Origin of the sequence: Atlantibacter hermannii, from assembly GCF_009907385.1 — a bacterium.
GTDB lineage: Bacteria > Pseudomonadota > Gammaproteobacteria > Enterobacterales > Enterobacteriaceae > Atlantibacter > Atlantibacter hermannii_A.
Genome location: NZ_JAAATR010000010.1, coordinates 16,837 through 43,296 on the forward strand (window position 1 = coordinate 16,837; position 26,460 = coordinate 43,296).

22 protein-coding genes and 4 tRNA genes are annotated in these 26,460 nt (G+C 54.6%); 20 read left to right on the forward strand and 6 right to left on the reverse strand.

Annotated features, from left to right (window positions below):
• Positions 1-4 precede the first annotated feature (4 nt).
• Positions 5-1,273, reverse strand: a complete 1,269-nt coding sequence (gene rhlB, locus GV764_RS03325; RefSeq protein ID WP_161658974.1) for an ATP-dependent RNA helicase RhlB — start codon at positions 1,271-1,273, stop codon at positions 5-7.
• 131 nt (positions 1,274-1,404) lie between these two features.
• Between rhlB and trxA the strand changes: the two genes are divergently transcribed.
• From trxA to GV764_RS03420, 19 genes are all read left to right on the forward strand, one after another.
• Entirely contained in the window at positions 1,405-1,734 is a 330-nt protein-coding gene (gene trxA / locus GV764_RS03330; RefSeq protein ID WP_002437994.1) for a thioredoxin TrxA, read from the forward strand.
• A 351-nt stretch (positions 1,735-2,085) separates the two neighbouring features.
• Entirely contained in the window at positions 2,086-3,345 is a 1,260-nt protein-coding gene (rho, locus tag GV764_RS03335; RefSeq protein WP_002437993.1) for a transcription termination factor Rho, read from the forward strand.
• 248 nt (positions 3,346-3,593) lie between these two features.
• Positions 3,594-4,697 carry a UDP-N-acetylglucosamine--undecaprenyl-phosphate N-acetylglucosaminephosphotransferase gene (gene wecA, locus GV764_RS03340; protein WP_125295438.1) on the forward strand — a complete coding sequence of 368 codons (1,104 nt, stop codon included), beginning with the start codon at positions 3,594-3,596 and terminating at the stop codon, positions 4,695-4,697.
• A gap of 13 nt (positions 4,698-4,710) precedes the next feature.
• On the forward strand, positions 4,711-5,757 hold the full coding sequence (gene wzzE / locus GV764_RS03345; RefSeq protein WP_161658975.1) for an ECA polysaccharide chain length modulation protein: 1,047 nt from the start codon (positions 4,711-4,713) through the stop codon (positions 5,755-5,757).
• Positions 5,758-5,812: 55 nt separating this feature from the next.
• Positions 5,813-6,943, forward strand: coding sequence for a non-hydrolyzing UDP-N-acetylglucosamine 2-epimerase (wecB, locus tag GV764_RS03350; protein ID WP_161658976.1), 1,131 nt, complete (start codon positions 5,813-5,815; stop codon positions 6,941-6,943).
• A complete protein-coding gene (gene wecC, locus GV764_RS03355; protein WP_161658977.1) occupies positions 6,940-8,202 on the forward strand; it encodes a UDP-N-acetyl-D-mannosamine dehydrogenase in 1,263 nt (420 codons plus the stop codon). Before wecB ends, wecC begins: the two co-directional genes overlap by 4 nt.
• Positions 8,199-9,266: a dTDP-glucose 4,6-dehydratase gene (rffG, locus tag GV764_RS03360; RefSeq protein ID WP_161658978.1), complete on the forward strand. Its 1,068-nt coding sequence runs from the start codon at positions 8,199-8,201 to the stop codon at positions 9,264-9,266. The genes wecC and rffG overlap by 4 nt, the downstream gene beginning before the upstream one ends.
• Before the next feature lie 17 nt (positions 9,267-9,283).
• Complete coding sequence (rfbA, locus tag GV764_RS03365; protein WP_161658979.1) at positions 9,284-10,165, forward strand: glucose-1-phosphate thymidylyltransferase RfbA; 882 nt, start codon at positions 9,284-9,286, stop codon at positions 10,163-10,165.
• Complete coding sequence (gene rffC / locus GV764_RS03370; protein ID WP_161658980.1) at positions 10,143-10,820, forward strand: dTDP-4-amino-4,6-dideoxy-D-galactose acyltransferase; 678 nt, start codon at positions 10,143-10,145, stop codon at positions 10,818-10,820. Before rfbA ends, rffC begins: the two co-directional genes overlap by 23 nt.
• 4 nt (positions 10,821-10,824) lie before the next feature.
• Positions 10,825-11,955, forward strand: a complete 1,131-nt coding sequence (gene rffA / locus GV764_RS03375) for a dTDP-4-amino-4,6-dideoxygalactose transaminase (RefSeq protein WP_161658981.1) — start codon at positions 10,825-10,827, stop codon at positions 11,953-11,955.
• A gap of 1 nt (position 11,956) precedes the next feature.
• Complete coding sequence (gene wzxE / locus GV764_RS03380) at positions 11,957-13,207, forward strand: lipid III flippase WzxE (protein WP_161658982.1); 1,251 nt, start codon at positions 11,957-11,959, stop codon at positions 13,205-13,207.
• Positions 13,204-14,280 carry a TDP-N-acetylfucosamine:lipid II N-acetylfucosaminyltransferase gene (locus tag GV764_RS03385; RefSeq protein WP_161658983.1) on the forward strand — a complete coding sequence of 359 codons (1,077 nt, stop codon included), beginning with the start codon at positions 13,204-13,206 and terminating at the stop codon, positions 14,278-14,280. The genes wzxE and GV764_RS03385 overlap by 4 nt, the downstream gene beginning before the upstream one ends.
• Positions 14,277-15,638, forward strand: a complete 1,362-nt coding sequence (wzyE, locus tag GV764_RS03390) for an ECA oligosaccharide polymerase (protein WP_161658984.1) — start codon at positions 14,277-14,279, stop codon at positions 15,636-15,638. Before GV764_RS03385 ends, wzyE begins: the two co-directional genes overlap by 4 nt.
• Positions 15,639-15,646: 8 nt before the next feature.
• On the forward strand, positions 15,647-16,387 hold the full coding sequence (gene wecG / locus GV764_RS03395) for a lipopolysaccharide N-acetylmannosaminouronosyltransferase (protein ID WP_161658985.1): 741 nt from the start codon (positions 15,647-15,649) through the stop codon (positions 16,385-16,387).
• A gap of 230 nt (positions 16,388-16,617) precedes the next feature.
• A complete protein-coding gene (gene thrP / locus GV764_RS03400) occupies positions 16,618-18,003 on the forward strand; it encodes a bifunctional threonine/serine APC transporter ThrP (protein WP_161658986.1) in 1,386 nt (461 codons plus the stop codon).
• Positions 18,004-18,105: 102 nt separating this feature from the next.
• A tRNA-Arg gene (locus GV764_RS03405) sits at positions 18,106-18,182 on the forward strand.
• A 56-nt stretch (positions 18,183-18,238) separates the two neighbouring features.
• Positions 18,239-18,314 (forward strand) — tRNA-His (locus GV764_RS03410).
• A 15-nt stretch (positions 18,315-18,329) separates the two neighbouring features.
• A tRNA-Leu gene (locus tag GV764_RS03415) sits at positions 18,330-18,416 on the forward strand.
• A 38-nt stretch (positions 18,417-18,454) separates the two neighbouring features.
• Positions 18,455-18,531, forward strand: a tRNA-Pro gene (locus GV764_RS03420).
• 594 nt (positions 18,532-19,125) lie between these two features.
• Here GV764_RS03420 and hemY read toward each other — a convergent pair.
• The 4 genes from hemY to hemC are packed head-to-tail and all read right to left on the reverse strand — an operon-like array spanning position 19,126 to position 23,203.
• Positions 19,126-20,322 carry a protoheme IX biogenesis protein HemY gene (gene hemY / locus GV764_RS03425; protein WP_161658987.1) on the reverse strand — a complete coding sequence of 399 codons (1,197 nt, stop codon included), beginning with the start codon at positions 20,320-20,322 and terminating at the stop codon, positions 19,126-19,128.
• A complete protein-coding gene (hemX, locus tag GV764_RS03430; protein WP_161658988.1) occupies positions 20,322-21,506 on the reverse strand; it encodes a uroporphyrinogen-III C-methyltransferase in 1,185 nt (394 codons plus the stop codon). The genes hemY and hemX overlap by 1 nt, the downstream gene beginning before the upstream one ends.
• Positions 21,507-21,527: 21 nt before the next feature.
• On the reverse strand, positions 21,528-22,265 hold the full coding sequence (hemD, locus tag GV764_RS03435) for a uroporphyrinogen-III synthase (protein ID WP_161658989.1): 738 nt from the start codon (positions 22,263-22,265) through the stop codon (positions 21,528-21,530).
• Complete coding sequence (hemC, locus tag GV764_RS03440; protein WP_161658990.1) at positions 22,262-23,203, reverse strand: hydroxymethylbilane synthase; 942 nt, start codon at positions 23,201-23,203, stop codon at positions 22,262-22,264. Before hemC ends, hemD begins: the two co-directional genes overlap by 4 nt.
• 283 nt (positions 23,204-23,486) lie before the next feature.
• Between hemC and cyaA the strand changes: the two genes are divergently transcribed.
• Positions 23,487-26,033: a class I adenylate cyclase gene (gene cyaA / locus GV764_RS03445; protein WP_161658991.1), complete on the forward strand. Its 2,547-nt coding sequence runs from the start codon at positions 23,487-23,489 to the stop codon at positions 26,031-26,033.
• Here the strand turns inward: cyaA and cyaY are convergent, their stop codons facing one another.
• A complete protein-coding gene (cyaY, locus tag GV764_RS03450) occupies positions 26,034-26,354 on the reverse strand; it encodes an iron donor protein CyaY (protein WP_161658992.1) in 321 nt (106 codons plus the stop codon).
• Between the last annotated feature and the right edge of the window lie 106 nt (positions 26,355-26,460).

Here is a 26,460-nt window from a genome sequence, read left to right on the forward strand (position 1 = left end):
TGACTTAACCTGTGCGGCGACGGTTTCGGGGTGCGCCGCCGGTGCGACGTGGGCCATTGCCGGAGCGAACGCGGGTCAGGCGCTTCGGCGGCGGCAGTTGGCTCAACAGCGCATCAGGGTTGTATTTGCTCACCGGAATCGAATGGCCGATGTAGCTTTCGATGGCCGGAAGGTTCAACGCATACTCTTCACAAGCCAGGCTGATGGAGTGCCCGCTGGCGCCTGCGCGTCCGGTACGGCCAATACGGTGAACGTAATCTTCGCAGTCGTCCGGCAGGTCGTAGTTGAACACATGGGTTACCGCAGGGATGTGTAAGCCACGCGCCGCAACGTCGGTTGCGACCAGAATATCCAGATCGCCACGGGTGAATTCTTCAAGAATACGCAGACGTTTTTTCTGCGCCACGTCGCCGGTTAATAGCCCGACGCGATGACCATCAGCGGCCAGATGACCCCAAATATCTTCACAGCGATGTTTGGTATTGGCGAAAATAATGGCGCGATCCGGCCACTCTTCTTCAATAAGGGTCTGTAGCAGACGCATCTTTTCTTCGTTGGACGGATAGAAAAGTTCTTCTTTTATGCGGTGGCCGGTTTTCTGTTCCGGTTCGACTTCCACATATTCCGCGTTGTTCATCTGCTCGAAAGCCAGTTCACGCACGCGATAAGACAGGGTGGCAGAAAACAGCATATTCAGACGCTGGGTCACCGGCGGCATGCGACGGAACAACCAACGAATGTCCTTAATAAAGCCGAGATCGTACATGCGATCCGCTTCATCAAGCACCACAACCTGGATAGCACCCAGATTAATGTGGTTCTGCTTGGCGTAGTCGATTAAGCGACCGGTGGTGCCGATCAGAATATCAACGCCGCTTTCCAGCACTTTAAGCTGTTTATCGTAACCGTCGCCGCCGTAGGCCAGGCCAATTTTCAGGCCGGTGGCCTGGGCAAGCGGTTCTGCATCAGAGTGAATCTGGACGGCGAGTTCACGCGTCGGCGCCATAATAATCGCGCGCGGCTGATTCACCTGGCGGTTTTCGATCGCCGGGTTAGAAAGGAGGTAATGAAACGTTGACGTTAAAAACGCCATCGTTTTGCCGGTACCTGTTTGCGCCTGTCCTGCAACATCACGTCCCGCCAGCGTCAGGGGAAGTGCAAGTGCCTGAATCGGGGTGCAATTATGAAACCCTTTCTTTTCAAGGGCTTCAATCACCGCGGGGTGCAGGGCGAAGTCGGCAAACTTCTGTTCTGTCAAATGTGTTTTGCTCATAGTGTGGTAGAATATCAGTTTACTATTGCTTTACGAAAGCACATCCGTTCAAATAAACCGGGTGAAATAAAGTCAACCTAAGTTGGTTAATGCTACACCAACATGCCAGACTTAATCTTGTGGAGTAAAACATGAGCGATAAAATTATTCACCTGACCGATGACAGTTTTGACACGGATGTACTAAAAGCGGACGGGTTGATTCTTGTTGATTTCTGGGCAGAGTGGTGCGGCCCTTGTAAAATGATTGCGCCGATTCTGGATGAAATCGCTGATGAATATCAGGGCAAATTGACCATTGCCAAGCTGAACATTGACCAAAACCCGGGCACGGCGCCGAAATACGGTATCCGCGGTATCCCTACGCTGCTGCTGTTCAAAAACGGCGAAGTGGCAGCGACCAAAGTGGGTGCGTTGTCTAAAGGTCAGCTGAAAGAGTTTCTGGACGCTAACCTGGCGTAATCGCCTCTTAGCCGGCGCGTGCAGGGTCCGAAAAATTTCGGACCGCTGGACGCCCGGCGATAGTCGTGCTAAGTTGTTTATCAACTGCTGTTTGAACTTGCCTTATAGTTTAAATCTTGTAATACCCAATACTTCCCGGTGCTAAAAGACAGACCGCCTTTAAGCCCGCGTGAAGTGATTATTATCCGGGCTCATCATTCATTCCGTCTTGTCGTTTCAGTTCTGCGTTCTTTCCTGCAACCAGGCCACGAACAGACATGAGATGAAGGCCGTTAACAGGCATGGATGTTCCTGCCATACCATTCACAACATTAAGTTCGAGATTTACCCCGAGTTTAAGAACCCACCATTATGAATCTTACCGAATTAAAGAATACGCCGGTTTCTGAGCTGATTACTCTCGGCGAAAATATGGGGCTGGAAAACCTGGCCCGTATGCGCAAACAGGACATTATTTTTGCCATCCTGAAGCAACACGCAAAGAGTGGCGAAGATATCTTTGGCGACGGTGTGCTGGAGATATTGCAGGACGGATTTGGTTTCCTCCGTTCCGCAGACAGCTCCTACCTTGCCGGTCCCGATGACATCTACGTTTCTCCCAGCCAAATCCGCCGTTTCAACCTCCGCACAGGGGATACTATCTCCGGTAAGATTCGTCCGCCGAAAGAAGGCGAGCGTTACTTTGCGCTGCTGAAAGTTAACGAAGTCAACTACGACAAACCTGAAAACGCCCGTAATAAAATCCTGTTTGAAAACCTTACCCCGTTGCACGCGAACTCCCGTTTGCGTATGGAACGCGGCAATGGTTCTACCGAGGATTTAACCGCGCGCGTACTGGACCTTGCATCGCCGATTGGCCGTGGCCAGCGTGGTCTGATCGTGGCACCGCCGAAAGCCGGTAAAACCATGCTGCTGCAGAATATCGCGCAGAGCATCGCTTACAACCATCCAGACTGTGTGCTGATGGTCTTGCTGATCGACGAACGTCCGGAAGAAGTGACCGAAATGCAGCGTCTGGTGAAAGGTGAAGTGGTTGCGTCGACCTTCGACGAACCGGCATCTCGCCACGTTCAGGTTGCGGAGATGGTTATCGAGAAGGCCAAGCGCCTGGTTGAACACAAGAAAGACGTGATCATTCTGCTCGACTCCATTACCCGTCTGGCGCGCGCCTACAACACCGTGGTGCCGGCTTCCGGTAAAGTGTTGACCGGTGGTGTGGACGCCAACGCCCTGCATCGTCCGAAGCGTTTCTTCGGTGCTGCGCGTAACGTGGAAGAGGGCGGTAGCCTGACGATCATCGCGACTGCGCTGATCGATACCGGTTCCAAAATGGACGAAGTTATCTACGAAGAATTTAAAGGTACAGGCAACATGGAACTGCACCTGTCGCGTAAGATTGCTGAAAAACGCGTGTTCCCGGCGATTGATTACAACCGCTCCGGTACCCGTAAAGAAGAACTGCTTACCACTCAGGAAGAGCTCCAGAAAATGTGGATCCTGCGTAAGATCATTCACCCGATGGGCGAAATCGACGCAATGGAATTCCTCATTAACAAGCTGGCCATGACGAAAACAAACGATGATTTCTTCGACATGATGAAGCGCTCATAAGTTGTAAAAACTCGGGGAACGCCACGCTTTGTCGTGGCGTTTTTCATTATAGTTTCTGGGATACGGAATTTTCCTCTTGATGCAGGGTTTTTTACCTGCCAAGGTCGCGTGACTTCTGTGAGTTGGCTATCTTTATCTTGCTGAATAATAAATAGTCCCTTTCAAGGATGACGCATAACCGCCCTTCTGAAGCAATGACTTCGCGGTTATACTTCCAACGGACTTATCTTTTGCAGAGAGCGCACACTGTGAATTTAATTACCTCGGGTGCCGAGTTAATCGGTATCTTTTTATTCACAACCATTTTTCTTTTTTTCGCCCGCAAGGCGGCTAAAAAAATTGGATTGGTGGATAAGCCCAATTTCCGCAAGCGTCACCAGGGACTCATCCCCTTAGTGGGCGGGATCTCTGTCTTTGCAGGCATCTGCTTTACTTTTGCAATCGCTGACTACTATATCCCCCACGCCGCGCTGTATCTGTCGTGCGCTGGCGTTCTGGTGCTGGTGGGCGCGCTGGACGATCGTTTTGATATCAGTGTAAAAATTCGTGCGCTGATTCAGGCCATTATCGCTGTCGTCATGATGTGGTTCGGCGGGCTGTATATGAGCAGCCTGGGCTATATTTTCGGCTCCTGGGAAATGGTGCTCGGTCCGTTCGGTTATTTCCTTACGCTCTTTGCGGTCTGGGCTGCCATAAACGCCTTCAATATGGTTGATGGCATCGACGGCCTGCTCGGCGGGCTTTCTTGCGTGTCGTTTGCCGCTATGGGGCTGATTTTGTGGTTCGACGGGCAACTGAGCCTCGCGATGTGGTGTTTCGCCATGATCGCCGCCATTCTTCCTTATATTTTGTTGAATCTGGGCGTACTGGGTCGCCGTTATAAAGTTTTCATGGGCGATGCGGGCAGTACGCTCATTGGCTTTACCGTCATCTGGATCCTGCTGGAAACCACTCAGGGTGTGACCCATCCGATTAGCCCGGTTACGGCACTATGGATTATCGCCATCCCGTTAATGGATATGGTCGCGATCATGTATCGCCGTTTACGCCGCGGCATGAGCCCTTTCTCGCCTGACCGCCAGCATATTCATCATTTGATCATGCGCGCTGGTTTTACTTCCCGACAGGCTTTTGTGCTGATTACGCTTGCTGCTGCATTGCTGGCGGGCATTGGTGTCGCGTCTGAATACGCGCATTTTATTCCTGAGTGGGTAATGTTGGCATTGTTTTTGCTGGCATTTTTCCTCTACGGGTACTGCATTAAACGGGCGTGGAAAGTCGCACGTCTGATTAAACGCATCAAGCGCCGCATGCGTAGAAATAATGACAATAACCCGACATTAACCAAATGAAGCTGGGGAAGTGATGAAAGAGCAATTGCCAGGCACGCAACAGGGGATGGTTGAAAATGAACTGGACGTGCGCGGTCTGTTCCGCACGTTCTGGGCGGGAAAAATCTGGATCGTTGGGTTTGCCGCGCTGTTTATCATCGGCGCGCTGGTGTACACCATTTTCGCGCGCCAGGAGTGGAGCGCGACGGCAATCACCGATCGGCCCACCGTAAATATGTTGGGTAGCTACTACTCGCAGCAACAGTTTCTGCGTAACCTGGATGCGAAAGTGAATCCTAACGGGGTCGAGCAGCCTTCGGTTATGGATGATGCATATAAAGAATTCATCATGCAGCTTGCTGCCTGGGATACCCGCCGTGATTTCTGGCTGCAGACTGATTATTACCAGCAGCGTAAAGCCGGAAACAGCAAAGTTGATGCGGCGTTGTTGGATGAACTGATCGGCAATATTCAGTTCACGCCGGGCGATTTCACCCGCAATCTGAATGACAGCGTTAAGCTGATCGCTGAAACCGCGCCGGATGCCAATAACCTGCTGCGCCAGTACGTGGCGTTTGCCAGCGAACGTGCTGCCAGCCATTTAAATGACGAACTGAAAGGCGCCTGGGCTGCGCGTACTATCCAGATGAAGGCACAAGTTAAGCGTCAGGAAGCCGTAGCCAAAGCTATCTATACCCGCAAAGTGCAAAGCGTGCAGGAAGCGTTAAAAATCGCTCAGCAGCATAATATTTCTACCAGCGAAACCCAGGTGCCTGCAGAGGAACTACCGGATTCTGAGTTATTTATGCTGGGCCGCCCAAAACTGCAGGCGCGCCTTGAAAATCTTCAGGCGGTCGGGCCTTCCTTTGATATCAGCTACGATCAAAACAGGGCGATGCTTACAACGCTTAATGTTGGCCCCTCGCTCGATCCCCGTTTTCAAACCTATCGGTATCTGAGAACGCCTGAAGAACCGGTGAAGCGCGACAGTCCGCGCAGAGCATTCCTGATGATTATGTGGGGCGCAGTGGGTGCACTCATTGGCGCAGGCGTTGCCCTGGCCCGTCGTCGTCCGGCATAAGCATTTTGTAATGCGCGCAGAGTGCTGCGCGCGGATTTAATGGAAGAGAAGCGTTGTGAAAGTATTAACCGTTTTTGGCACGCGTCCGGAAGCCATCAAGATGGCGCCTCTGGTACATGCGCTGGCAAAAGACCCGTATTTCGATGCCAGGGTCTGTGTAACCGCACAGCACCGGGAGATGCTGGATCAGGTACTGCATTTGTTTTCAATCGTACCGGATTACGATCTCAACATTATGAAACCGGGGCAGGGATTAACGGAAATAACCTGTCGGATACTGGAGGGATTAAAACCGGTTCTCGAAGATTTTGAACCCGATGTGGTGCTGGTCCATGGGGATACCACCACCACCGTGGCGACCAGCCTGGCGGCGTTTTATCAACGTATTCCGGTTGGGCACGTTGAAGCGGGATTACGTACCGGGGATCTCTGGTCACCCTGGCCTGAAGAGGCGAACCGCACGTTAACAGGCCATCTGGCGTCGTATCACTTCGCGCCAACCGAAAACTCGCGTGCCAATCTGCTGCGCGAAAACGTGGCGGATAAACGTATTTTCGTCACCGGCAACACGGTGATCGATGCCCTGATTTCGGTGCGAGACTCTATCCTTGCGGATGCGTCTCGCCAGCGCGAACTGGCGTCCCGCTATCCCTTTTTGCGTGACGATAAGAAATTGATCCTGGTGACGGGCCACCGCCGTGAAAGTTTCGGTCAGGGATTTGAGCACATCTGCGAGGCGTTAGTGGAGATCGCCCGTCAGAATCAGGATGTACAGATTGTCTATCCGGTGCATCTGAATCCCAATGTTAGCGAGCCGGTGAACCGTATTCTTGGACAGGTAGACAACGTGACGTTGATCGAACCGCAGGATTATTTGCCGTTTGTCTGGTTAATGGATCGTGCCTGGCTAATCCTGACGGATTCAGGCGGTATTCAGGAAGAAGCTCCCTCGCTGGGTAAACCCGTCTTAGTTATGCGAGAAACCACTGAACGCCCGGAAGCCATTAAAGCAGGCACGGTACGTCTGGTGGGTACGGACAGCACGCGTATTGTTGCGGAAGTGTCTCGCCTTCTGCATGACGAGAGGGAATACCAAATTATGAGCAAGGCCCATAACCCCTATGGCGATGGAAAAGCCTGTGCTCGCATTTTGCATGCATTAAAAAATAATCGGATAACACTATGAGTTTTTCAACTATTTCAGTAATTGGGCTGGGATACATTGGTTTGCCAACCGCCGCTGCCTTTGCATCGCGTCAGAAGCACGTTGTGGGGGTCGACATTAACTCCCGTGCGGTTGACACCATCAACCGGGGTGAAATTCATATTGTTGAACCGGAATTAGGCAGCGTAGTAAAAGCGGCGGTTGAGGGCGGCTTTTTACGCGCGACCACCCAGCCCGAGGAAGCGGACGCCTTTCTGATTGCCGTGCCAACGCCGTTTAAAGGCGAGCATGAGCCAGACATGAAATACGTGCAGGCTGCGGCGGAATCTATCGCCCCCGTGCTGCGTAAAGGCAACCTGGTGATCCTGGAGTCTACCTCGCCCGTTGGCGCTACCGAGCAAATGGCGCAGTGGCTGGCGGCGTTACGCCCTGATCTCACCTTTCCTCAACAGGCTGGCGATGATGCGGATATCAACATCGCTTATTGTCCGGAACGCGTCCTGCCCGGCCAGGTGATGGTGGAATTGATTAAGAACGACCGCGTCGTCGGCGGGATGACGGCAGTCTGCTCCGCGCGCGCCAGTGAACTGTATTACATCTTCCTGGAAGGGGAGTGTGTGGTGACGAACGCCCGCACCGCTGAAATGTGCAAACTGACCGAAAACAGCTTCCGCGATGTGAACATCGCTTTCGCCAATGAGCTGTCGCTGATTTGCGCCGATCAGGAGATTAACGTGTGGGAGCTGATTCGCCTGGCGAACCGCCACCCGCGCGTCAATATTTTGCAGCCCGGCCCTGGCGTTGGCGGGCACTGTATTGCGGTCGATCCATGGTTTATTGTGGCGCAGAATCCGCAGCAGGCACGCCTTATCCGCACTGCCCGTGAAGTCAATGATTACAAACCCCATTGGGTGCTTGAGCGTGTTAAAGCGACCGTGGCCGATTGCCTGACAGCCAGCGGCAAGCGCGCCAGCGAGCTTAAAATCGCCTGCTTCGGGCTGGCGTTTAAACCCAATATTGATGATTTGCGCGAAAGCCCGGCCATGGAGATTGCCCAGCAAATCGCCCAGTGGAACAGTGGCGAAACGCTGGTGGTCGAACCCAATATTCACCAGTTGCCGGCAAGCCTTGCGCCGCACTGTAAGCTGATCGACCTTGACGAGGCGCTGGCGCAGGCCGACGTTTTGGTGATGCTGGTCGATCATGCGCCGTTTAAAGCGATCGAAGCCAGTAACGTTCAGCAAACGTGGATCGTCGATACCAAAGGGGTATGGCGATGAAACGCATTCTGGTTACCGGCGGCGCGGGATTTATTGGCTCCGCCGTCGTCAGGCATATCATTAACGAAACCGCCGATAGCGTGGTTGTCGTGGATAAACTGACCTATGCCGGCAACCTTGCTTCGCTTGCGCCGGTTGCCGATAACCCGCGTTTCGCGTTTGAAAAAGTCGATATCGTCGACAGAGCTGAACTTGATCGGGTATTCACGACCTGGCGGCCAGATATCGTTATGCACCTGGCGGCGGAAAGCCATGTCGATCGCTCTATTGACGGGCCAGCGGCCTTTATCGAAACGAATATTATGGGAACGTATACGCTGCTTGAGGCCGCTCGCGCCTGGTGGAGTTCACTGGATGCGTCAGGCAAAGCGCGCTTTCGTTTCCATCATATTTCGACAGATGAGGTGTACGGCGATCTTCACAGCAGCGAAGACTTTTTTACCGAGACGACGGCCTATGCGCCCAGTAGCCCTTATTCAGCGTCGAAAGCCGGTAGCGATCATCTGGTCCGCGCCTGGCATCGCACTTACGGCTTGCCCACTCTGGTGACAAATTGCTCAAATAACTATGGCCCCTATCATTTCCCGGAAAAACTGATCCCGCTGATGATACTCAATGGATTGGCAGGTAAGCCGTTGCCGGTTTATGGCGACGGGCAGCAAATCCGTGATTGGCTCTATGTAGAAGACCATGCTCGCGCGCTCTATCTGGCAGCTACCCAGGGGGCGATTGGCGAAACATGGAATATCGGCGGTCATAACGAACGTAAAAACATCGATGTCGTCACCACGATTTGCGATCTGCTTGAAGAGCTGGCTCCTCAAAAACCGCAAGGCGTCGTGCAATATCGGGATCTTATTACCTGGGTGGCAGACCGCCCTGGCCACGATCTGCGTTATGCCATTGACGCCAGTAAAATCGAGCGTGAACTGGGCTGGCGTCCGCAGGAATCGTTTGAAAGCGGTATTCGTAAAACGGTGCTCTGGTATTTGCAAAATCGATCCTGGTGGCAACAAGTGCTGGACGGAAGTTATCAGGGCGAGCGTCTGGGTCTTCAGAGCTAATTATCAGGAGAGACGATATGAAGGGGATCATTCTGGCGGGTGGTTCAGGGACGCGCCTGCATCCCATCACGCGCGGCGTGTCGAAGCAGCTTCTGCCCATCTATGACAAGCCAATGATTTACTACCCGCTCTCCGTGCTGATGCTGGCGGGGATTCGTGAGATTTTATTGATCACGACGCCGGAGGATTTAAGCAGCTACCAGCGACTGCTGGGGGACGGTTCTGATTTTGGCGTCAGCCTTCACTATGCTGAGCAGCCAAGCCCCGACGGGCTCGCTCAGGCGTTTATTATTGGTGAGAAATTTCTCGACGGACAGCCTTCCTGCCTGGTATTAGGCGACAATATCTTTTTCGGGCAAGGGTTCAGCCCTAAATTACGTCAGGTCTCGGCCCGTACTGGCGGGGCAACGGTGTTTGGTTATCAGGTGATGGATCCTGAGCGCTTCGGCGTAGTCGAGTTTGATGACAACTTCCGTGCGCTCTCCATTGAGGAAAAGCCAAAAAACCCTAAATCTAACTGGGCAGTAACCGGCCTCTATTTTTATGATGAAAAAGTGGTCGAGTACGCAAAAAAGGTCAAACCTTCTGAGCGTGGCGAACTGGAAATAACCTCTATTAATCAGATGTATCTTGAGCAAGGCACGCTCTCTGTCGAGCTGTTAGGCCGTGGGTTTGCCTGGCTGGATACGGGAACTCATGACAGCCTGATCGAGGCCAGTACCTTCGTGCAAACTGTCGAGAAGCGTCAGGGGTTTAAGATTGCCTGCCTGGAAGAGATCGCCTGGCGCAACGGCTGGCTGGATGATGATGGCGTGAAGCGCGCCGCAGAACGTCTGACAAAAACGGGCTATGGCCGTTATTTACTGGAGCTGCTTCGTGCCCGTCCGCGCCAGTATTAATCCCCTGGAATGGGAAAGCCGATTCTTTGGCATCAATACTGCACTCCTCCGGCTGAGCGATGACGCACCGGTGCTGGATGCGACGCAGTTAACTGGCTGGTCCCGCTTGCAGGCGAAAGTGCCCGCGCAGCGTACAGACTGGTTGGATGCGCTGCAGCAGTTGCAGTTTCAGGTTGTAGAAGGCGAAGCCGATTTTGTACTGGATGTTGGCGTCGGTCATACCGACCCCGGTCTTCAGCCTGCGAGGGGAGAAGATATTCCCGCTCTGCGCACGATGGCGGCCACGCTGTTTGCCAGGAGCCGTTTTCGCGCCCCCTGGTACGAGCCTGACGCCAGCGAGCGTTTTTACGCTCAGTGGGTAGAGAATGCCGTCAATAGCAGTTTCGATCACACTTGCCTGATACTGCGCGAGGATGACGGCGCTATCCGTGGGTTTGTCACGCTGCGCCAGCTCAACGCCAGCGAGACGCGTATCGGCTTGCTGGGCGGTTATGGCGCAGGGCGCATCCTGATGGATGCCGCGCGCCACTGGTGTGAAATTCGTCAATCAAACGTGTTGCGTGTGGCGACCCAAATGGGTAATCGCGCCGCCATTCGTCGTTATATTCAAAGCGGTGCTACCCTGGACAGCGCCGCGTACTGGCTATACAGGTGAACAGATGATCCCATTTAATGCTCCGCCCGTGGTTGGAACGGAAATTGACTATATGCAGTCTGCAATGGGCAGCGGAAAATTGTGTGGTGATGGCGGCTTTACCCGCCGTTGCCAGCAGTGGCTTGAGCAACGCTTCGGCAGCGTCAGAGTATTGCTTACGCCGTCCTGCACTGCATCGCTGGAAATGGCGGCACTGCTGTTGGATATTCAGCCCGGCGATGAAGTGATCATGCCGAGCTATACCTTCGTTTCTACCGCCAATGCCTTTGTGCTGCGTGGCGCGAATATCGTCTTTGTCGATGTGCGGCCCGATACCATGAACATCGACGAAACGCTGATTGAAGCGGCGATAACCGATAAAACCCGCGCGATCGTGCCGGTGCATTACGCGGGCGTCGCCTGTGAAATGGACGTCATTATGGCCATCGCGAAAAAGCATAACCTGTTCGTGGTGGAAGACGCGGCGCAGGGCGTGATGTCCACCTATAAAGGCCGGGCATTAGGGACCATTGGTCATATCGGCTGCTTTAGTTTCCATGAAACCAAGAACTACACGGCGGGCGGCGAAGGCGGCGCGACGCTGATTAACGATCCGCAGCTGATTGAGCGTGCGGAAATCATTCGCGAGAAAGGCACCAACCGCAGCCAGTTCTTCCGGGGCCAGGTTGATAAATATACCTGGCGGGATATCGGCTCGAGCTATTTGATGTCAGATCTCCAGGCTGCCTATTTGTGGGCGCAACTGGAGGCGGCGGATCGCATCAACCAGCAGCGCCTGGCGCTGTGGCAAACCTATTATGACGCCCTTGAGCCGCTGGCGCGCACAGGACGTATTGAGTTGCCCTCCATCCCGGATTTCTGTAGCCATAACGCGCATATGTTTTATATCAAACTGCGGGATATTGACGATCGCAGTAATCTGATCGCCTGGCTTAAAGAGGCGGAAATCCTGGCGGTATTCCATTACATCCCACTACACAGCTGCCCGGCAGGCGAGAAATTTGGCGAATTCTTTGGCGAGGACCGCTACACCACCCGCGAAAGCGAACGCCTGCTGCGGTTGCCGCTGTTCTACAATCTGGCGCCTTTCAACCAGCGTACGGTTATTAATTCGCTGCTAAGTTACTTCGCCTGATATGTCTCTTGCAAAAGCCTCAGTGTGGACGGCAGCGTCCACACTTATCAAGATTGCCGCCGGTTTACTGGTGATCAAACTGCTGGCGGTGGCGTTCGGCCCTGAAGGGGTCGGGCAGGCAGGAAACTTTCGTCAGCTCATCACCGTATTAGGCGTTCTGGCGGGTGCCGGGATTTTTAACGGCGTGACTAAGCTGGTCGCCCAGCATCATGACGATCCAGAACAACTAAGACAGGTTACCGGCACATCGTCGGCGATGGTATTAGGGTTTTCCACGCTGCTGGCGGTCATTTTTTTGCTGGCTGCACAGCCTGTCAGCATTGGCCTGTTTGGGCACGACCGCTACCAGAACGTGGTGCGGCTGGTGGCTTTTATCCAGATGGGTATTGCCTGGGCTAACCTGACGCTGGCGATTCTGAAAGGCTTTCGCGATGCGCGCGGTAATGCGCTCTCGCTGATTATCGGCAGCATCATTGGCGTCGCCGCCTGGTATCTGTGTTATCGACTCGGCGGCTACGAAGGCGCATTGTTAGGGCTGGCGCTGGTGCCTGCGCTGGTGGTTTTCCCGGCGTTGTGGCTGCTTAAACGGCGTGAGCATGTGCCCCTGGGTTACCTGAAGCCGCGCTGGAACAGCCCCCTCGCCAGGCAACTGTCAACGTTTACCCTGATGGCGTTAATCACGTCGGTTACGCTGCCCGTGGCGTATGTGATGATGCGAAACCTGATGGCTGCCCGGTACTCCTGGGATGAAGTCGGCATCTGGCAAGGGGTGAGTACCATCTCCGATGCCTACCTGCAATTTATTACCGCCACGTTCAGCGTCTGGCTGCTGCCTACGCTGTCGCGCTTAACCGCCAAACAGGACATCACCCGTGAGGTGTTGCGTTCGCTGAGGTTTGTGCTTCCGGCGGTTGCCGCAGCGAGCTTAACGGTCTGGCTGTTACGCGACGTCGCTATCTGGCTGCTGTTCTCGGCGAAATTTACCGCGATGCGCGATCTGTTTGCGTGGCAACTGGTCGGCGATGTGCTGAAAGTCGGCGCTTACGTGTTTGGTTATCTGGTGATTGCCAAAGCGTCACTGCGCTTTTATGTCCTGGCGGAACTTAGCCAGTTTGCGCTGTTGATCGGATTCTCCCACTGGCTGATTCCCGACCATGGCGCGCTGGGCGCGGCGCAGGCCTACATGGCCACTTATATCGTCTATTTCACCCTATGTTGCGGCGTATTTTTACTCTGGCGCAGAAAAGCATGAACCCGTTAATACATATTCTGGGGTCGGATATTCCCCACCATAACCACACCGTACTGGGTTATTTTAATGACGAACTCGCATCGCTGGGGGCAATAGCCCGACGCTTTATGGTGGTCTCACAGGATGCATCGTTGCAAAGCCAGTATCCTGCGTTGAACATTGAACATTATCCCACAAAAAAAGCGCTCAGCGCTGCGGTTATTGCGCTGGCTCGCGGCGACCGCGCGCAGCGTTTTTTCTTCCACGGGCAGTTTAATGCGCCGCTGTGGATAGCGTTGCTGACCGGCGGGCTAAAATCTTGCCAGGTGAGCTGGCATATCTGGGGGGCCGATCTGTATGAAGCGTCGCGCAGCCTCAAGTTTCGCCTGTTTTATTTTCTGCGCCGGTTGGCGCAGAAGCGCGTTGGGCACGTGTTTGCCACGCGCGGCGATCTGAATTATTTTCATCAGCGTAACCCCGGGGTGCCGGGCTCGCTGCTCTATTTCCCAACCCGCATGGACCCGGCGTTGAACACTCTGGAAAAAGCGCCCGCGACGGGCAAATTGACCATCCTGGTGGGAAACTCCGGTGACAAGAGTAATGAACATATTGCAGCGCTTAAGGCGATTCACCGACAGTTTGGCGATAGCGTCGATGTGATTGTGCCAATGGGCTATCCGGCCAATAACCAGGCTTATATTGCAGAAGTCGAGCAGGCGGGGCGCGCGCTATTCAGCGTTGATAACCTTCATATTTTGCGCGATCAAATAGCGTTTGATGATTACCTCGCCATGCTGAGACGTTGCGATCTGGGCTATTTTATCTTTGCCCGCCAGCAGGGTATCGGCACGCTGTGCCTGTTGATTCAGGCGGGTATTCCCTGTGTGCTGAGCCGAAAAAACCCGTTCTGGCAGGATATGACGGAACAGCATCTGCCGGTGCTGTTTACCGACGATATACTTAATGAAACGGTCATTCGCGAAGCGCAGCGCCAGCTTGGCATGGTAGACAAATCAACTATCGATTTTTTCCGGCCTGGTTATATCACCGGCTGGCATCAGGCGTTACGCGTGGCGGCGGGAGAGGCATCATGAGCTTGTTGCAATTTAGCGGGCTGTTTATTGTCTGGCTGCTGGCGACATTGTTTATCACCACCACCACCTGGTTTGAATTCCGCCGGGTGCGGTTCAATTTCAACCTATTCTTCTCGCTGCTGTTCCTGCTGACCTTTTTCTTCGGCTTTCCGTTTACCGCCCTACTGGTGTTTCGCTTTGACGTCGCCGTGGTGCCTGCTGAAGTGCTGCTGCAGGCGCAGCTCGCCGCCGCCTGTTTCTATGGCATCTATTATGTGACGTATAAAACGCGGTTGCGGCCGCGCGGCCGCGAGCATACGCGACAGCTTTTCTCGGTAAACCGCGTTGAGGCACAACTGACGTGGATATTGCTAATGGCGGTGGCACTGGTCAGCGTGGGCATCTTCTTTATGCATAACGGCTTTTTGCTGTTTCGCCTGCACTCCTATAGCCAGATATTTTCCAGCGAAGTATCCGGCGTTGCCCTGAAGCGCTTTTTCTACTTCTTTATTCCGGCGATGCTGGTGATCTATTTTCTGCGCCAGAGCGTCCAGGCGTGGCTGTTTTTCCTGGTGGTGACCGTGGGGTTCGGCTTGCTGACCTATGCCATTGTCGGCGGGACACGCGCCAATATCATTATCGCCTTCGCGATTTTTTTGTTTATCGGCATTATTCGCGGCTGGATTTCTCTGTGGATGCTGGCCGCGGCCGGAGCGATGGGCATCGTCGGGATGTTCTGGCTGGCCCTGAAACGCTATGGACTGGATGTGCGCGGCGATGAAGCTTTTTACACGTTCCTCTATCTGACCCGCGATACTTTCTCGCCGTGGGAGAATCTGGCGCTGTTGCTACAGAATTACGGAAACATCGAATTTCAGGGGCTGGCGCCTGTCGCGCGTGATTTTTACGTGTTTATTCCGACATGGCTGTGGCCAGACCGGCCTGGCATCGTACTTAACTCGGCGAACTATTTTACCTGGGAAGTATTGAATAACCATTCAGGGCTGGCGATTTCGCCAACGCTGATCGGCTCGCTGGTCGTGATGGGCGGCGTGTGGTTTATTCCGCTGGGGGCGGTGGTGGTCGGGCTGATTATTAAGTGGTTTGACTGGCTTTACCAGCACGGTATTGACGGAACCAATCGCTACAAGTCTGCGATTTTGCAGAGTTTCTGCTTTGGGGCCATCTTTAATATGATCGTGCTGGCTCGTGAGGGCCTCGATTCGTTTGTTTCACGCGTGGTGTTTTTTATGGTGATTTTCGGTGCCTGTTTGCTGATCGCCAAATTGATGTACTGGATGTTGGAAAGTGCCGGGTTGATTCGTGGCAGGGTCCGTTCACTATCAGGGCGTTTTCCGCCCGGTCACAATCTCGGATAAGGAAACAGATGACTGACGACAATAGCGCGCCGCGTTATAACCTGCGTGGGCTTAATTTGCTCGGCTGGCGTGATAAGCGACATGCCCTCAACTATCTCTTTGCGGATGGTCGGTTGAAGCAAGGCACACTGGTTGCCATCAATGCCGAAAAAATGCTCACGCTCAACGACGATGCGGAGGTCAGAGCGCTGATCGACGCGGCGGAATACAAATACGCGGATGGCATCAGCGTTGTGCGTTCAATACGCAAGAAATATCCGCAGGCGCAAATCTCCCGCGTTGCGGGTGCAGATCTCTGGGAAGCCTTAATGGCGCGCGCCGGGCAGGTGGGTACGCCGGTGTTTCTGATCGGCGGAAAAGCGCAGGTGCTGAGCGAAACGGTTAGCCAACTGCGACAGCGTTGGCAGGTCAACGTGGTGGGCGAGCAGGATGGCTATTTCCCTCCGGAAGCGCGCCAGGCGTTGTTTGAACGGATCCGTGATAGCGGTGCGCAGATCGTGACGGTCGCGATGGGTTCGCCACGCCAGGAAATTTTTATGCGCGACTGCCGTAAGATCTATCCGGAAGCCCTGTATATGGGGGTCGGCGGCACCTATGACGTCTTCACCGGCCATGTTAAGCGTGCGCCCAAAGCGTGGCAGCGTCTGGGGCTGGAGTGGCTGTACCGTCTGCTCTCTCAGCCCAGCCGTATCACCCGCCAGCTCCGTTTACTGCGCTATCTCGCCTGGCATTATACCGGCAGGCTCTGATCTCCTCACGGCGGAACGCGCTTCCGCCGCATCGTTACCCCCGCATTTTTTTCTATTTCTCAACATTTTTTTAATCTGCCGTTTGCCATTTTGGAAAATTTAGGAAACCATGCGCGGGTTTTAGCGCCTGATATTCGCGTCAGTGATGTTTGGCGACGATTACCCCTATGACATAACCCATAACAATAACCGGCGCAGCCGGAGCAACAACATCACAACACAGAGGATTTATGGCAGAAAATAAACCTGAGCTTCAGCGTGGGCTGGAGTCTCGACATATCGAACTCATCGCCCTTGGGGGCACGATTGGCGTTGGGCTGTTTATGGGCGCGGCGAGTACCCTGAAATGGGCTGGCCCTTCGGTCCTGCTGGCGTACATTATCGCTGGCCTGTTTGTCTTTTTTATCATGCGCTCTATGGGCGAAATGCTGTTTCTGGAGCCAGTGACCGGTTCATTCGCCGTTTACGCGCACCGCTATATGAGCCCGTTCTTTGGCTATCTGACGGCCTGGTCGTACTGGTTTATGTGGATGGCGGTGGGGATATCGGAAATTACCGCTATCGGGGTTTACGTCCAGTTTTGGTTCCCGGAAATGGCCCAGTGGATACCGGCGTTAATCGCAGTGGGCCTGGTGGCGCTGGCGAATATGGCGGCAGTGCGGCTGTACGGTGAAATCGAATTCTGGTTTGCCATGATAAAAGTCACCACCATTATCGTGATGATCGTGATTGGCCTGGGGGTGATTTTCTTTGGCTTTGGCAACGGCGGCCAGGCGGTCGGTTTCTCAAACCTGACGGAACACGGCGGTTTCTTTGCCGGCGGCTGGAAGGGCTTTTTAACCGCGCTGTGTATTGTGGTGGCGTCATATCAGGGCGTGGAGCTGATCGGCATTACCGCGGGTGAAGCAAAAAATCCCCAGGTCACTCTGCGCAGCGCCGTCAGCAAAGTGCTGTGGCGTATTTTGATTTTCTACGTGGGCGCGATTTTCGTTATCGTCACGCTGTTTCCGTGGGACCAGATTGGCAGCAACGGCAGCCCCTTTGTCCTGACCTTCGCTAAAATCGGTATTACCGCCGCAGCGGGCATTATCAATTTTGTGGTGCTAACGGCGGCACTTTCGGGCTGCAACAGCGGCATGTACAGCTGCGGACGTATGCTATATGCCCTGGCCAATAACCGCCAGCTACCGGCGGCGGTAGGCAAAGTCTCGAAAAACGGCGTTCCGGTGGCTGGCGTGGCGATTTCTATCGTTATCCTGCTGATTGGCTCCTGCCTGAACTACATCATTCCCAATCCGCAACGCGTGTTTGTTTACGTCTATAGCGCCAGCGTATTGCCGGGCATGGTGCCGTGGTTTGTGATCCTGATTAGCCAGTTGCGCTTTCGCCAGGTGCACCGGCAGGCGTTGGTCAGCCATCCGTTTCGCTCAATGCTTTTCCCATGGGCGAACTATTTGACGATGGCGTTCCTGATTTGCGTACTTATCGGCATGGGATTCAACGAAGATACCCGCATGTCCCTGATTGTCGGGGCGCTATTCCTGGCGCTGGTATCGGCGGCATACACGCTATTTGGCTTCAATCGACACAATTCACTGCCTAAAGTGGAGAGATAAGCGACAAAGTGCGCAAAGCATAACCAAACGCGCATTTTCTTAAAAAAAGCACTAGACAGCAGGGCGCGAAGCCCGTAGTATCCCCCTCCGCAACGGCGCTACGCGCCCGTAGCTCAGCTGGATAGAGCGCTGCCCTCCGGAGGCAGAGGTCTCAGGTTCGAATCCTGTCGGGCGCGCCATTTAAATGAGGCGCTTGAGCGGTGAAGTAGAACAAAGCGCGTAAAGATTTGCAGTGGTGGCTATAGCTCAGTTGGTAGAGCCCTGGATTGTGATTCCAGTTGTCGTGGGTTCGAGTCCCATTAGCCACCCCATTATTTAGTGGCGATGCGAAGGTGGCGGAATTGGTAGACGCGCTAGCTTCAGGTGTTAGTGTCTTAACGGACGTGAGGGTTCAAGTCCCTCTCTTCGCACCACAACTGAATTGAACTAAAAATTCAAAAAAGCAGTAATTCGGCGAGTAGCGCAGCTTGGTAGCGCAACTGGTTTGGGACCAGTGGGTCGGAGGTTCGAATCCTCTCTCGCCGACCAATTTAGAACCCCGCTTCGGCGGGGTTTTTTCTTTTCTGCCTTCCTTCACGCGTTTTTTTCCTCGCTTTATTACACGTTTCCCGGACTGTCGCCGAAAAGCAACGATGCGTGTCAGGGTTGTCGCTAAAATAAGACATCTAATTCACTGAATTTAAAAAAGAAGATGATATACCCTCAGGGTTGTCTCTTGTTGGCGACAGATAAACCTCCTTTTGATCACATTCTTCCTGTTGGTTTAACCGGTTCAAAACGCTAACTCGCTGAATAATCAAAGCTCTTTTAGGACCATTCTCTTGTGCCTACCTGGCACAGTTTGTGCAATAATATCCATGTAGATGCTCATTCCATCTCTTATGTTCGCCGCAGGCTTCATAAACCCAGGAATGATGCAGAGCCGTTTAACGGTGCTTATCGTCCACCGAGAGATGTCGCTAACGCCTCATCAAACACCATGGACATAACGTTGAGTGAAGCACCTCTTTGTTGTCACAGACCTCTTTAACACCTGCCAACTGGCAGGTGTTTTTTTATCTGTGTATAAAAGCGATGCTGCACAGACATCGCCTTCCCGTTTGAAAAGGCGACAGAGGAGGGTTACTGCGGAGGATTGTTTTGCAACGTCAGCAACAGACCTTCGCGGCGCATTTGTGCGGCCTCTTCGGGCTGATGCAACCTGTCCAGCACATCAGCGAGCCAGGCGTAATCAAAGGCGTCGGGGCGCTGTTTTAACGCCGCGCGAAACGCGATGCTCGCTTCCTGCCATTCGCCATGCTTCATCAGCAACTGGCCCAGCGTACTCCACAATAACGGGCGATCGCCCTGGGTTTTAATCTGCTGGCGCAACGCTTTTTCAAGCTGCTCCGGGTTACCGGTTTTCAGACGCGGCATCAGCATCACCAGGCGCTCATCGTACTGGCGTTTCAGTCCATCCAGAATAATGGTCTGGGCGGTATCGTGATCGTCGCATTCGATAAGGTGCTCCGCCATCGCCACCTGAAGCGCAGGTTGCTGGCGCGTCTTGCGGCTTTGGTTTTGCCACCAGGCCTTCAGACCGTCGCTACCCTGCTCGGCGCGCGCCTGATCCATTAGCCCGATCCATGCCTGTTGCTGTAGCGCGTCGCGATGGGCATCGTCCGCCACCTGCGCTTTCTGCATTGACGGCAGAATATCCAGCAGCGAGCTCCACGCGCCGGTGCGCACGTAAGCTTGCTCTGCCAGGCGCAGCACTTCCGGATGACGCGGAGTCACTTCCAGCAGCTTATCAACGCCGTGACGCGCCGCGTGGTTTTCATTACGCGCCAGTTGCAACCGCACACGGGTGATCTCCACCGGGATTTGATCGCCGTCGGCCAGTTCCGCCGCGCGCTCCAGATGCTGATTGGCGCGAATTTCGTCGCCGCGCTGCTGGGCCGCTTCTGCCGCCAGCAAGTAGTTCACCACCGGCTGTTCGGCATGATCGGCGTTTTTCGACATCAGCTTCTCAACCTGCTGATAATCGCCTTCCGCCAGTTTCAACAAGGCCTGGCTGGTTTGCTTGCGGGCGCGATTGCGTTTGCGGCCCAGGAACCAGCCGCGGGTGCGCGCGCCGGTGCGGAACAGACGACGCAGTATCCACTCAATCGCAAACAGCACCACCAGCGCCAGGATCACGATGATCGCTAACCCGGTGACGCTGGTTTCGATGTTCCAGTTGTCGGTCTGGATCAATACGTAGCCCTGGTGACCGGCGATCATCGGCCCCACAACGATCCCTGCCATTAGCAGCAGGAAAAGCAACAGTACTTTAACCATTACTGTTCTCCCTGCGCCGGTTCAGATGTCGCAGGCGCTTCGGCAGGCGCCTGCGCGGCCTCCGCAGGGGCGGCGGCAGGCTGCGCCAGCAGGTTGCGTACCCGGGTCTGCATCAGTTTTTCCAGAATCGGCTGGCTTTGCAGCGTTTCCGGCACATCCATGGTGATGTTTTGCTGGCTCAACGCATCCAGCGTCTCAAGGAAGCCTTTAGTGGTGGCGTCGTCGGTGTCGTAATAGGCGCGTACCCAGGTCGATACGTTATCCAGCGATTGCTTGTAGGTTTCATTCTGATGGCGCGGCACCGCCTGTGCAGCCACTAACAGCCGCGAACGGATGTTCTCACGCAGGTAGATATCCTGATTGGGTGCCAGCAGCGGAACGGCGGTGTCGTCGCGGCGGCGGATAGTGATGAAGCTGTCCATAAAGTTATGCCAGCTCTTCACCAGGTTTTGACGCCATTCGGTCACGGTGCTGGAAAGCTCAGTGCCGTCGCTATCCATCGGCGCGGAATCATTGTCGTTATCCGCCAGGCGCAGATTATCAACCTGATTGGCCAGCTGATTCAGCTTCAGGATAATGCCGTCATAATCCACCTGAGACACCGCAGACAGGGTGGCGATATCATCAGTAATGGCGCGACGGGCGGTAATCAGGCTCGGATCGTTCATATCCGCGAGGCTGGCGTCGGCGCTTTTCAGCAGCGCGGCGGCGGTGGTAACATCCTGGTCGCTCCACAGCTTGCGGCCAGCCAGCTTCACCAGAAAGTCCGACTGTGCCAGCAGCCAGGTTTTGGCGTCGGTCCCGGAGATGGTGGCGACTTTCTGCTGTACTTCATCCAACTGGCGGGTCAGGTTTTCCTGCTCGCGCTTCGCCGTTTCCAGCGCGCCCGCCTGCTGTTTAATGGTGTTTTCCAGATCGGATTTCTGGGCTTGCTGCTGCTGTTGCAGCGCCGTCAGCTGGCCTTCCAGCGCGTCAAGCGTGGCCGCCTGATTGGCGGACTGATGTTTGCCCCAGCTATACAGCCCCACGCCAGCGGCCAGCGCAATGGCGATTGCCACCGCGCTTAACGCCAGCGCAGTATTGATTTTGCGGTCTTTTTTCTCGGGTTGTTGAGGTGGGGAGGTGATTTCCACCGTATCCCTGTTTTCTTCAGGCACAGTTGAGGCGTTTTGTTGTTCCGTCATTATGGCTTCCCATTATGAGAGTTATTGCAACACGCGCAGCAGCGCATCGTTGTCAGCATTATCGGCGACGGTAATGTCCAGCCAGCCCAGTTCCCGGGCGAGGGTCGCCAAACGTTCGCTGACGACAATCAGTCGGCAACGAAGTAACCAGTGTGTTTGATACCAGGGCGGGATCAGCGTAAACAGGCGCCTGAGCATTTCTCCGCTGGTTACCACCAGCGTATCCACGCCGCGCTGTTGCCAGCGGTGTGCTTCTTCCGTCCCATCATAGTATTTGTCATTACGTTGATAACATTCACAAAACGTCACGCTGACGCCGCGTTTTGCCAGCGTTTCGCCGATCAGCTCGCGCCCGCCGTTGCCGCGCAACAGTACAGCGCGCTTGCCCGCAACGTTTTGTAATTCTGGTAATTGTAGCAACACTTCGCTGATTTCCCGGTCACGGGGATAATTAACCGTGAGGCCGCTGGCGGTATGCAGCGCAAGCGCCGTGGTTCGTCCAATGGCAAAAGCCTGAACCTGCGGCCAGGCGAGAGAGTGCTGTCGCAGCGTGGCCGCCGCATGCGATACGGCGTGTTGTGAAAGGGCGAACAGGAGATCGTCAGGCGACAGGGACGCCAGCAGATCCGGCAGAGCCGACAGCTCGCGTCCGGGAGAAAATTCGATCAGCGGTAAACTCCAGGCGACCTTTCCCTGCGCGCGCAAGCGGCTTACCAGCTCTTCTCCCGCAGGGGAGGGACGGGTCACCAGGATATTCATGCCGGTGCGTCTCCGTTATAGACTTCCGCCAGAATGGCGCGTGCGCCGTTTTCCAGCAGCTCTTCCGCCAGCGAAACGCCCATTTTTTCTGCGTCCTGCGCCGGGCCACGGCGTTCGCCGCGGATCACCTGGGATCCATCCGGCGCGCCGACCAGCGCCCGCAGCCAGATTTCCCCATTGTTGATCTCCGCATAGCTGCCGATAGGCACCTGACAGCCGCCTTCGAGACGGGTATTCATGGCGCGTTCGGCGCTGACGCGGATCGCGGTTTCCGTATGGTTCAACGGTGCCAGTAACGTGCGGGTGCGCTCATCATCAAGACGGCATTCAATACCGACCGCACCCTGGCCGACGGCAGGGAGGGAGATATCGGCAGGAATCGCGTAACCGATGCGCGCGTCAAGATCCAGGCGCTTCAGCCCGGCAACGGCGAGAATGATGGCGTCGTAATCGCCATTATCGAGTTTGCTCAGACGAGTGCCGACGTTACCGCGCAGCGAGCGGATTTCTAAATCAGGACGGCGCTCGGCAATTTGACACTGACGGCGCAGGCTGGAGGTGCCGACGACGCTGCCTGCCGGCATATCGTCGAGGCTGGCGAAACGGTTAGAGACAAACGCATCGCGCGGATCTTCGCGCTCGCAAATGGTCACCAGCCCCAGTCCTTCCGGGAACGCCACCGGCACGTCTTTCATGGAATGCACGGCGATATCAGCACGGCCTTCAAGCAGCGCCAGCTCAAGCTCTTTAACGAACAGCCCCTTGCCGCCCACTTTCGCCAGCGGGGTATCAAGAATGATGTCGCCTTTGGTCACCATCGGCACCAGTTCCACCGTCAATCCTGGATGAAAAGCCTCCAGACGGTTTTTGACATAATGTGCTTGCCAGAGTGCGAGCGGGCTTTGGCGGGTGGCAATTCTTAGTACATTGTCTAACATGCTTGTTACCGTTAATTCGTCCATTTACCATCCTAACATTGTAACCAGAACAGTGTCAGTTTTAACGGGTTTTAGCAGGAAAGAGGGATATGCGTCTTGTTCTAAGACTCCGAAGCGGGCTTTCAATGCTACAATAGATATGTAGCGCAACTTCCTTTACGGTCAACCCGCAAGGTGTTAAATTGATCACGTTTTAAGCCGAATGTCAGCCTGTATGGGTAAAACGATAAAGGCGACAAACGCGGCAGTTTTTCGAAATAGTGCAATCATCAGGCGATATGTCTTGTACCTCTATATTGAGACCCTAAAACAGAGACTGGATGCCATCAATCAATTGCGCGTGGATCGCGCTCTTGCTGCCATGGGGCCTGCTTTCCAACAGGTCTACAGTCTGCTGCCGACATTGCTACACTATCACCACCCGCTGATGCCGGGTTACCTTGATGGTAACGTTCCCCGTGGCATCTGCCTTTACACGCCTGATGAAACCCAACGCCACTACCTGAACGAGCTTGAGCTCAAGCGCGGCCTGATCCCACGTGAAATGCCTCAGGGCGAATTGCCGATCACCGGCGTCTACACCATGGGCAGTACATCATCCGTCGGGCAGAGCTGTTCATCCGACCTCGATATTTGGGTTTGCCACCAGTCCTGGCTCGATAACGATGAGCGTCAACTGCTGCAACGTAAATGCAGCCTGCTGGAAAGCTGGGCCGCGTCGCTGGGCGTCGAGGTGAGTTTCTTCCTGATCGACGAAAACCGTTTCCGCCACAACGAAAGCGGCAGCCTGGGCGGCGAAGACTGCGGCTCGACTCAGCACATTCTGTTACTGGATGAGTTCTATCGCACCGCTGTCCGTCTGGCCGGGAAACGCATCCTGTGGAATATGGTCCCGTGCGAAGAAGAAGAGCATTACGACGATTATGTGATGACGCTTTACGCCCAGGGCGTACTGACGCCTAACGAATGGCTTGACCTCGGCGGCCTGAGTTCGCTGTCGGCGGAAGAGTATTTCGGCGCCAGCCTGTGGCAGCTGTATAAAAGCATCGACTCCCCCTACAAAGCGGTATTGAAAACCCTGTTGCTGGAAGCGTACTCCTGGGAATACCCGAATCCGCGCCTGCTGGCGAAGGACATCAAACAGCGCCTGCACGACGGTGAAATCGTCTCGTTCGGTCTCGACTCGTACTGCATGATGCTGGAGCGCGTGACGGAATATCTGGAGCAGATTGAAGACACCGCCCGTCTGGACCTGGTGCGCCGCTGCTTCTATCTCAAAGTGTGCGAGAAACTCTCGCGCGAGCGCGCCTGCGTGGGCTGGCGTCGTGAAGTTATCAGCCAGATGGTGAAAAGCTGGGGCTGGGACGACGCGCGTTTAACCATGCTGGATAACCGCGCTAACTGGAAAATCGACCAGGTGCGCGAAGCGCATAACGAATTGCTTGACGCCATGATGCAGAGCTACCGCAATCTGATCCGCTTTGCGCGCCGCAACAACCTGAGCGTTTCGGCAAGCCCGCAGGATATTGGCGTTCTGACCCGCAAACTGTATGCGGCTTTTGAAGCGCTGCCGGGTAAAGTCACGCTGGTGAACCCGCAGATTTCGCCGGATCTCTCCGAGCCGACGCTGACCTTTATTCATGTTCCGCAGGGCCGCGCCAACCGCAGCGGCTGGTATCTCTACAACCGCGCGCCGAACATGGAATCGATCATCAGCCATCAACCGCTGGAATATAACCGTTATCTTAATAAGCTGGTGGCCTGGGCCTGGTTTAACGGCCTGCTGACCTCGCGCACCCGCCTGTTTATTAAGGGCAACGGTATTTGTGACCTGGCAAAACTGCAGGAGATGGTGGCGGATGTTTCCAGCCATTTCCCACTGCGTTTGCCGGCGCCAACGCCGAAAGCGCTCTACAGCCCGTGCGAAATCCGCCACCTGGCGATTATCGTCAACCTCGAATACGACCCGACTGCCGCCTTCCGCAATCAGGTGGTGCATTTCGATTTCAGAAAGCTGGATGTGCTGAGTTTCGGCGAAGAGCAAAAATGCCTGATCGGCAGTATCGACCTGCTGTACCGTAACTCCTGGAACGAAGTGCGTACGCTGCATTTCAACGGCGAGCAGGCGATGATCGAGGCGCTGAAAACCATTCTCGGCAAAATGCATCAGGATGCCGCACCGCCGGACAGCGTTGAAGTGTTCTGCTACAGCCAGCATCTGCGCGGCCTGATCCGCACCCGCGTACAGCAATTAGTGTCTGAATGTATTGAGTTCCGCTTATCCAGCACCCGTCTCGAACCGGGCCGCTTTAAAGCCTTGCGCGTAGCCGGGCAGACCTGGGGTCTGTTCTTTGAACGCGTAAACGTGTCGGTGCAGAAGCTGGAAAACGCTATCGAATTCTACGGTGCGATTTCCCATAACAAGCTGCACGGCCTGTCGGTACAGGTTGAGACCAACCAGGTGAAATTACCTTCCGTGGTGGATGGCTACGCCAGCGAAGGGATTATTCAGTTCTTCTTTGAGAACACCAAAGACGACAGCGGCTTTAACATCTACATTCTCGACGAGAGCAACCGCGCTGAGGTTTACCACCACTGCGAAGGCAGTATTGAAGAGCTGGTGCGCGACGTCAGCCGCTTCTACTCGTCATCTCACGACCGCTTCACCTACGGCTCCAGCTTTATCAACTTCAACCTGCCGCAGTTCTACCAGATTGTGAATATCGATGGCCGCAATCAGGTGATCCCGTACCGCAGCCAGGCGATAACTCACGTTGCGCCGCCCCGTCAGGACGACGCCACGCCGTTGTTGCAGCAGTATCAGTCGTAATCAGCGAAAGCTGACGGCTTCGCCCGCCTGGTGAGTGCAGGCATTTTCCAGCAGCGTCCAGAATGTTTCGCCGGTACGATCGCACACCCACTCATCATCACGTAAATCAAAATGGTAGCCGCCCTGTTTGGTCGCCAGCCATACCTGATGCAGCGGCTCCTGACGGTTGATGATGATTTTGCTGCCGTTTTCAAAGCTTAAGGTCAGCACGCCACCGTTGATTTCACAGTCGATATCGGTTTCACCGTCATAATCGTCGATACGTTCTTCAATGGTCTGCCACAGACCATCGGCGAGGCGATGAAATTCACTGTCGTTCATTGTTTTTCCTGTTTTTGAAATGCTCATGTACCCTACATGCAGGTAAACGATTGTATATTGCTCATTAAACAATCGCATTTTGCTGCATATGATTATAAGAGATATT

What these genes read in the sequence shown, in the direction of transcription:
- rhlB (WP_161658974.1), bottom strand. Translation starts at nt 1,273, where the DNA reads ATGAGCAAAACACATTTGACAGAACAGAAGTTTGCCGACTTCGCCCTG.
- trxA (WP_002437994.1), top strand. Translation starts at nt 1,405, where the DNA reads ATGAGCGATAAAATTATTCACCTGACCGATGACAGTTTTGACACGGAT.
- rho (WP_002437993.1), top strand. Translation starts at nt 2,086, where the DNA reads ATGAATCTTACCGAATTAAAGAATACGCCGGTTTCTGAGCTGATTACT.
- wzzE (WP_161658975.1), top strand. Translation starts at nt 4,711, where the DNA reads ATGAAAGAGCAATTGCCAGGCACGCAACAGGGGATGGTTGAAAATGAA.
- wecC (WP_161658977.1), top strand. Translation starts at nt 6,940, where the DNA reads ATGAGTTTTTCAACTATTTCAGTAATTGGGCTGGGATACATTGGTTTG.
- rffG (WP_161658978.1), top strand. Translation starts at nt 8,199, where the DNA reads ATGAAACGCATTCTGGTTACCGGCGGCGCGGGATTTATTGGCTCCGCC.
- rfbA (WP_161658979.1), top strand. Translation starts at nt 9,284, where the DNA reads ATGAAGGGGATCATTCTGGCGGGTGGTTCAGGGACGCGCCTGCATCCC.
- rffA (WP_161658981.1), top strand. Translation starts at nt 10,825, where the DNA reads ATGATCCCATTTAATGCTCCGCCCGTGGTTGGAACGGAAATTGACTAT.
- wzxE (WP_161658982.1), top strand. Translation starts at nt 11,957, where the DNA reads ATGTCTCTTGCAAAAGCCTCAGTGTGGACGGCAGCGTCCACACTTATC.
- GV764_RS03385 (WP_161658983.1), top strand. Translation starts at nt 13,204, where the DNA reads ATGAACCCGTTAATACATATTCTGGGGTCGGATATTCCCCACCATAAC.
- wzyE (WP_161658984.1), top strand. Translation starts at nt 14,277, where the DNA reads ATGAGCTTGTTGCAATTTAGCGGGCTGTTTATTGTCTGGCTGCTGGCG.
- wecG (WP_161658985.1), top strand. Translation starts at nt 15,647, where the DNA reads ATGACTGACGACAATAGCGCGCCGCGTTATAACCTGCGTGGGCTTAAT.
- thrP (WP_161658986.1), top strand. Translation starts at nt 16,618, where the DNA reads ATGGCAGAAAATAAACCTGAGCTTCAGCGTGGGCTGGAGTCTCGACAT.
- hemY (WP_161658987.1), bottom strand. Translation starts at nt 20,322, where the DNA reads ATGGTTAAAGTACTGTTGCTTTTCCTGCTGCTAATGGCAGGGATCGTT.
- hemX (WP_161658988.1), bottom strand. Translation starts at nt 21,506, where the DNA reads ATGACGGAACAACAAAACGCCTCAACTGTGCCTGAAGAAAACAGGGAT.
- hemD (WP_161658989.1), bottom strand. Translation starts at nt 22,265, where the DNA reads ATGAATATCCTGGTGACCCGTCCCTCCCCTGCGGGAGAAGAGCTGGTA.
- hemC (WP_161658990.1), bottom strand. Translation starts at nt 23,203, where the DNA reads ATGTTAGACAATGTACTAAGAATTGCCACCCGCCAAAGCCCGCTCGCA.
- cyaY (WP_161658992.1), bottom strand. Translation starts at nt 26,354, where the DNA reads ATGAACGACAGTGAATTTCATCGCCTCGCCGATGGTCTGTGGCAGACC.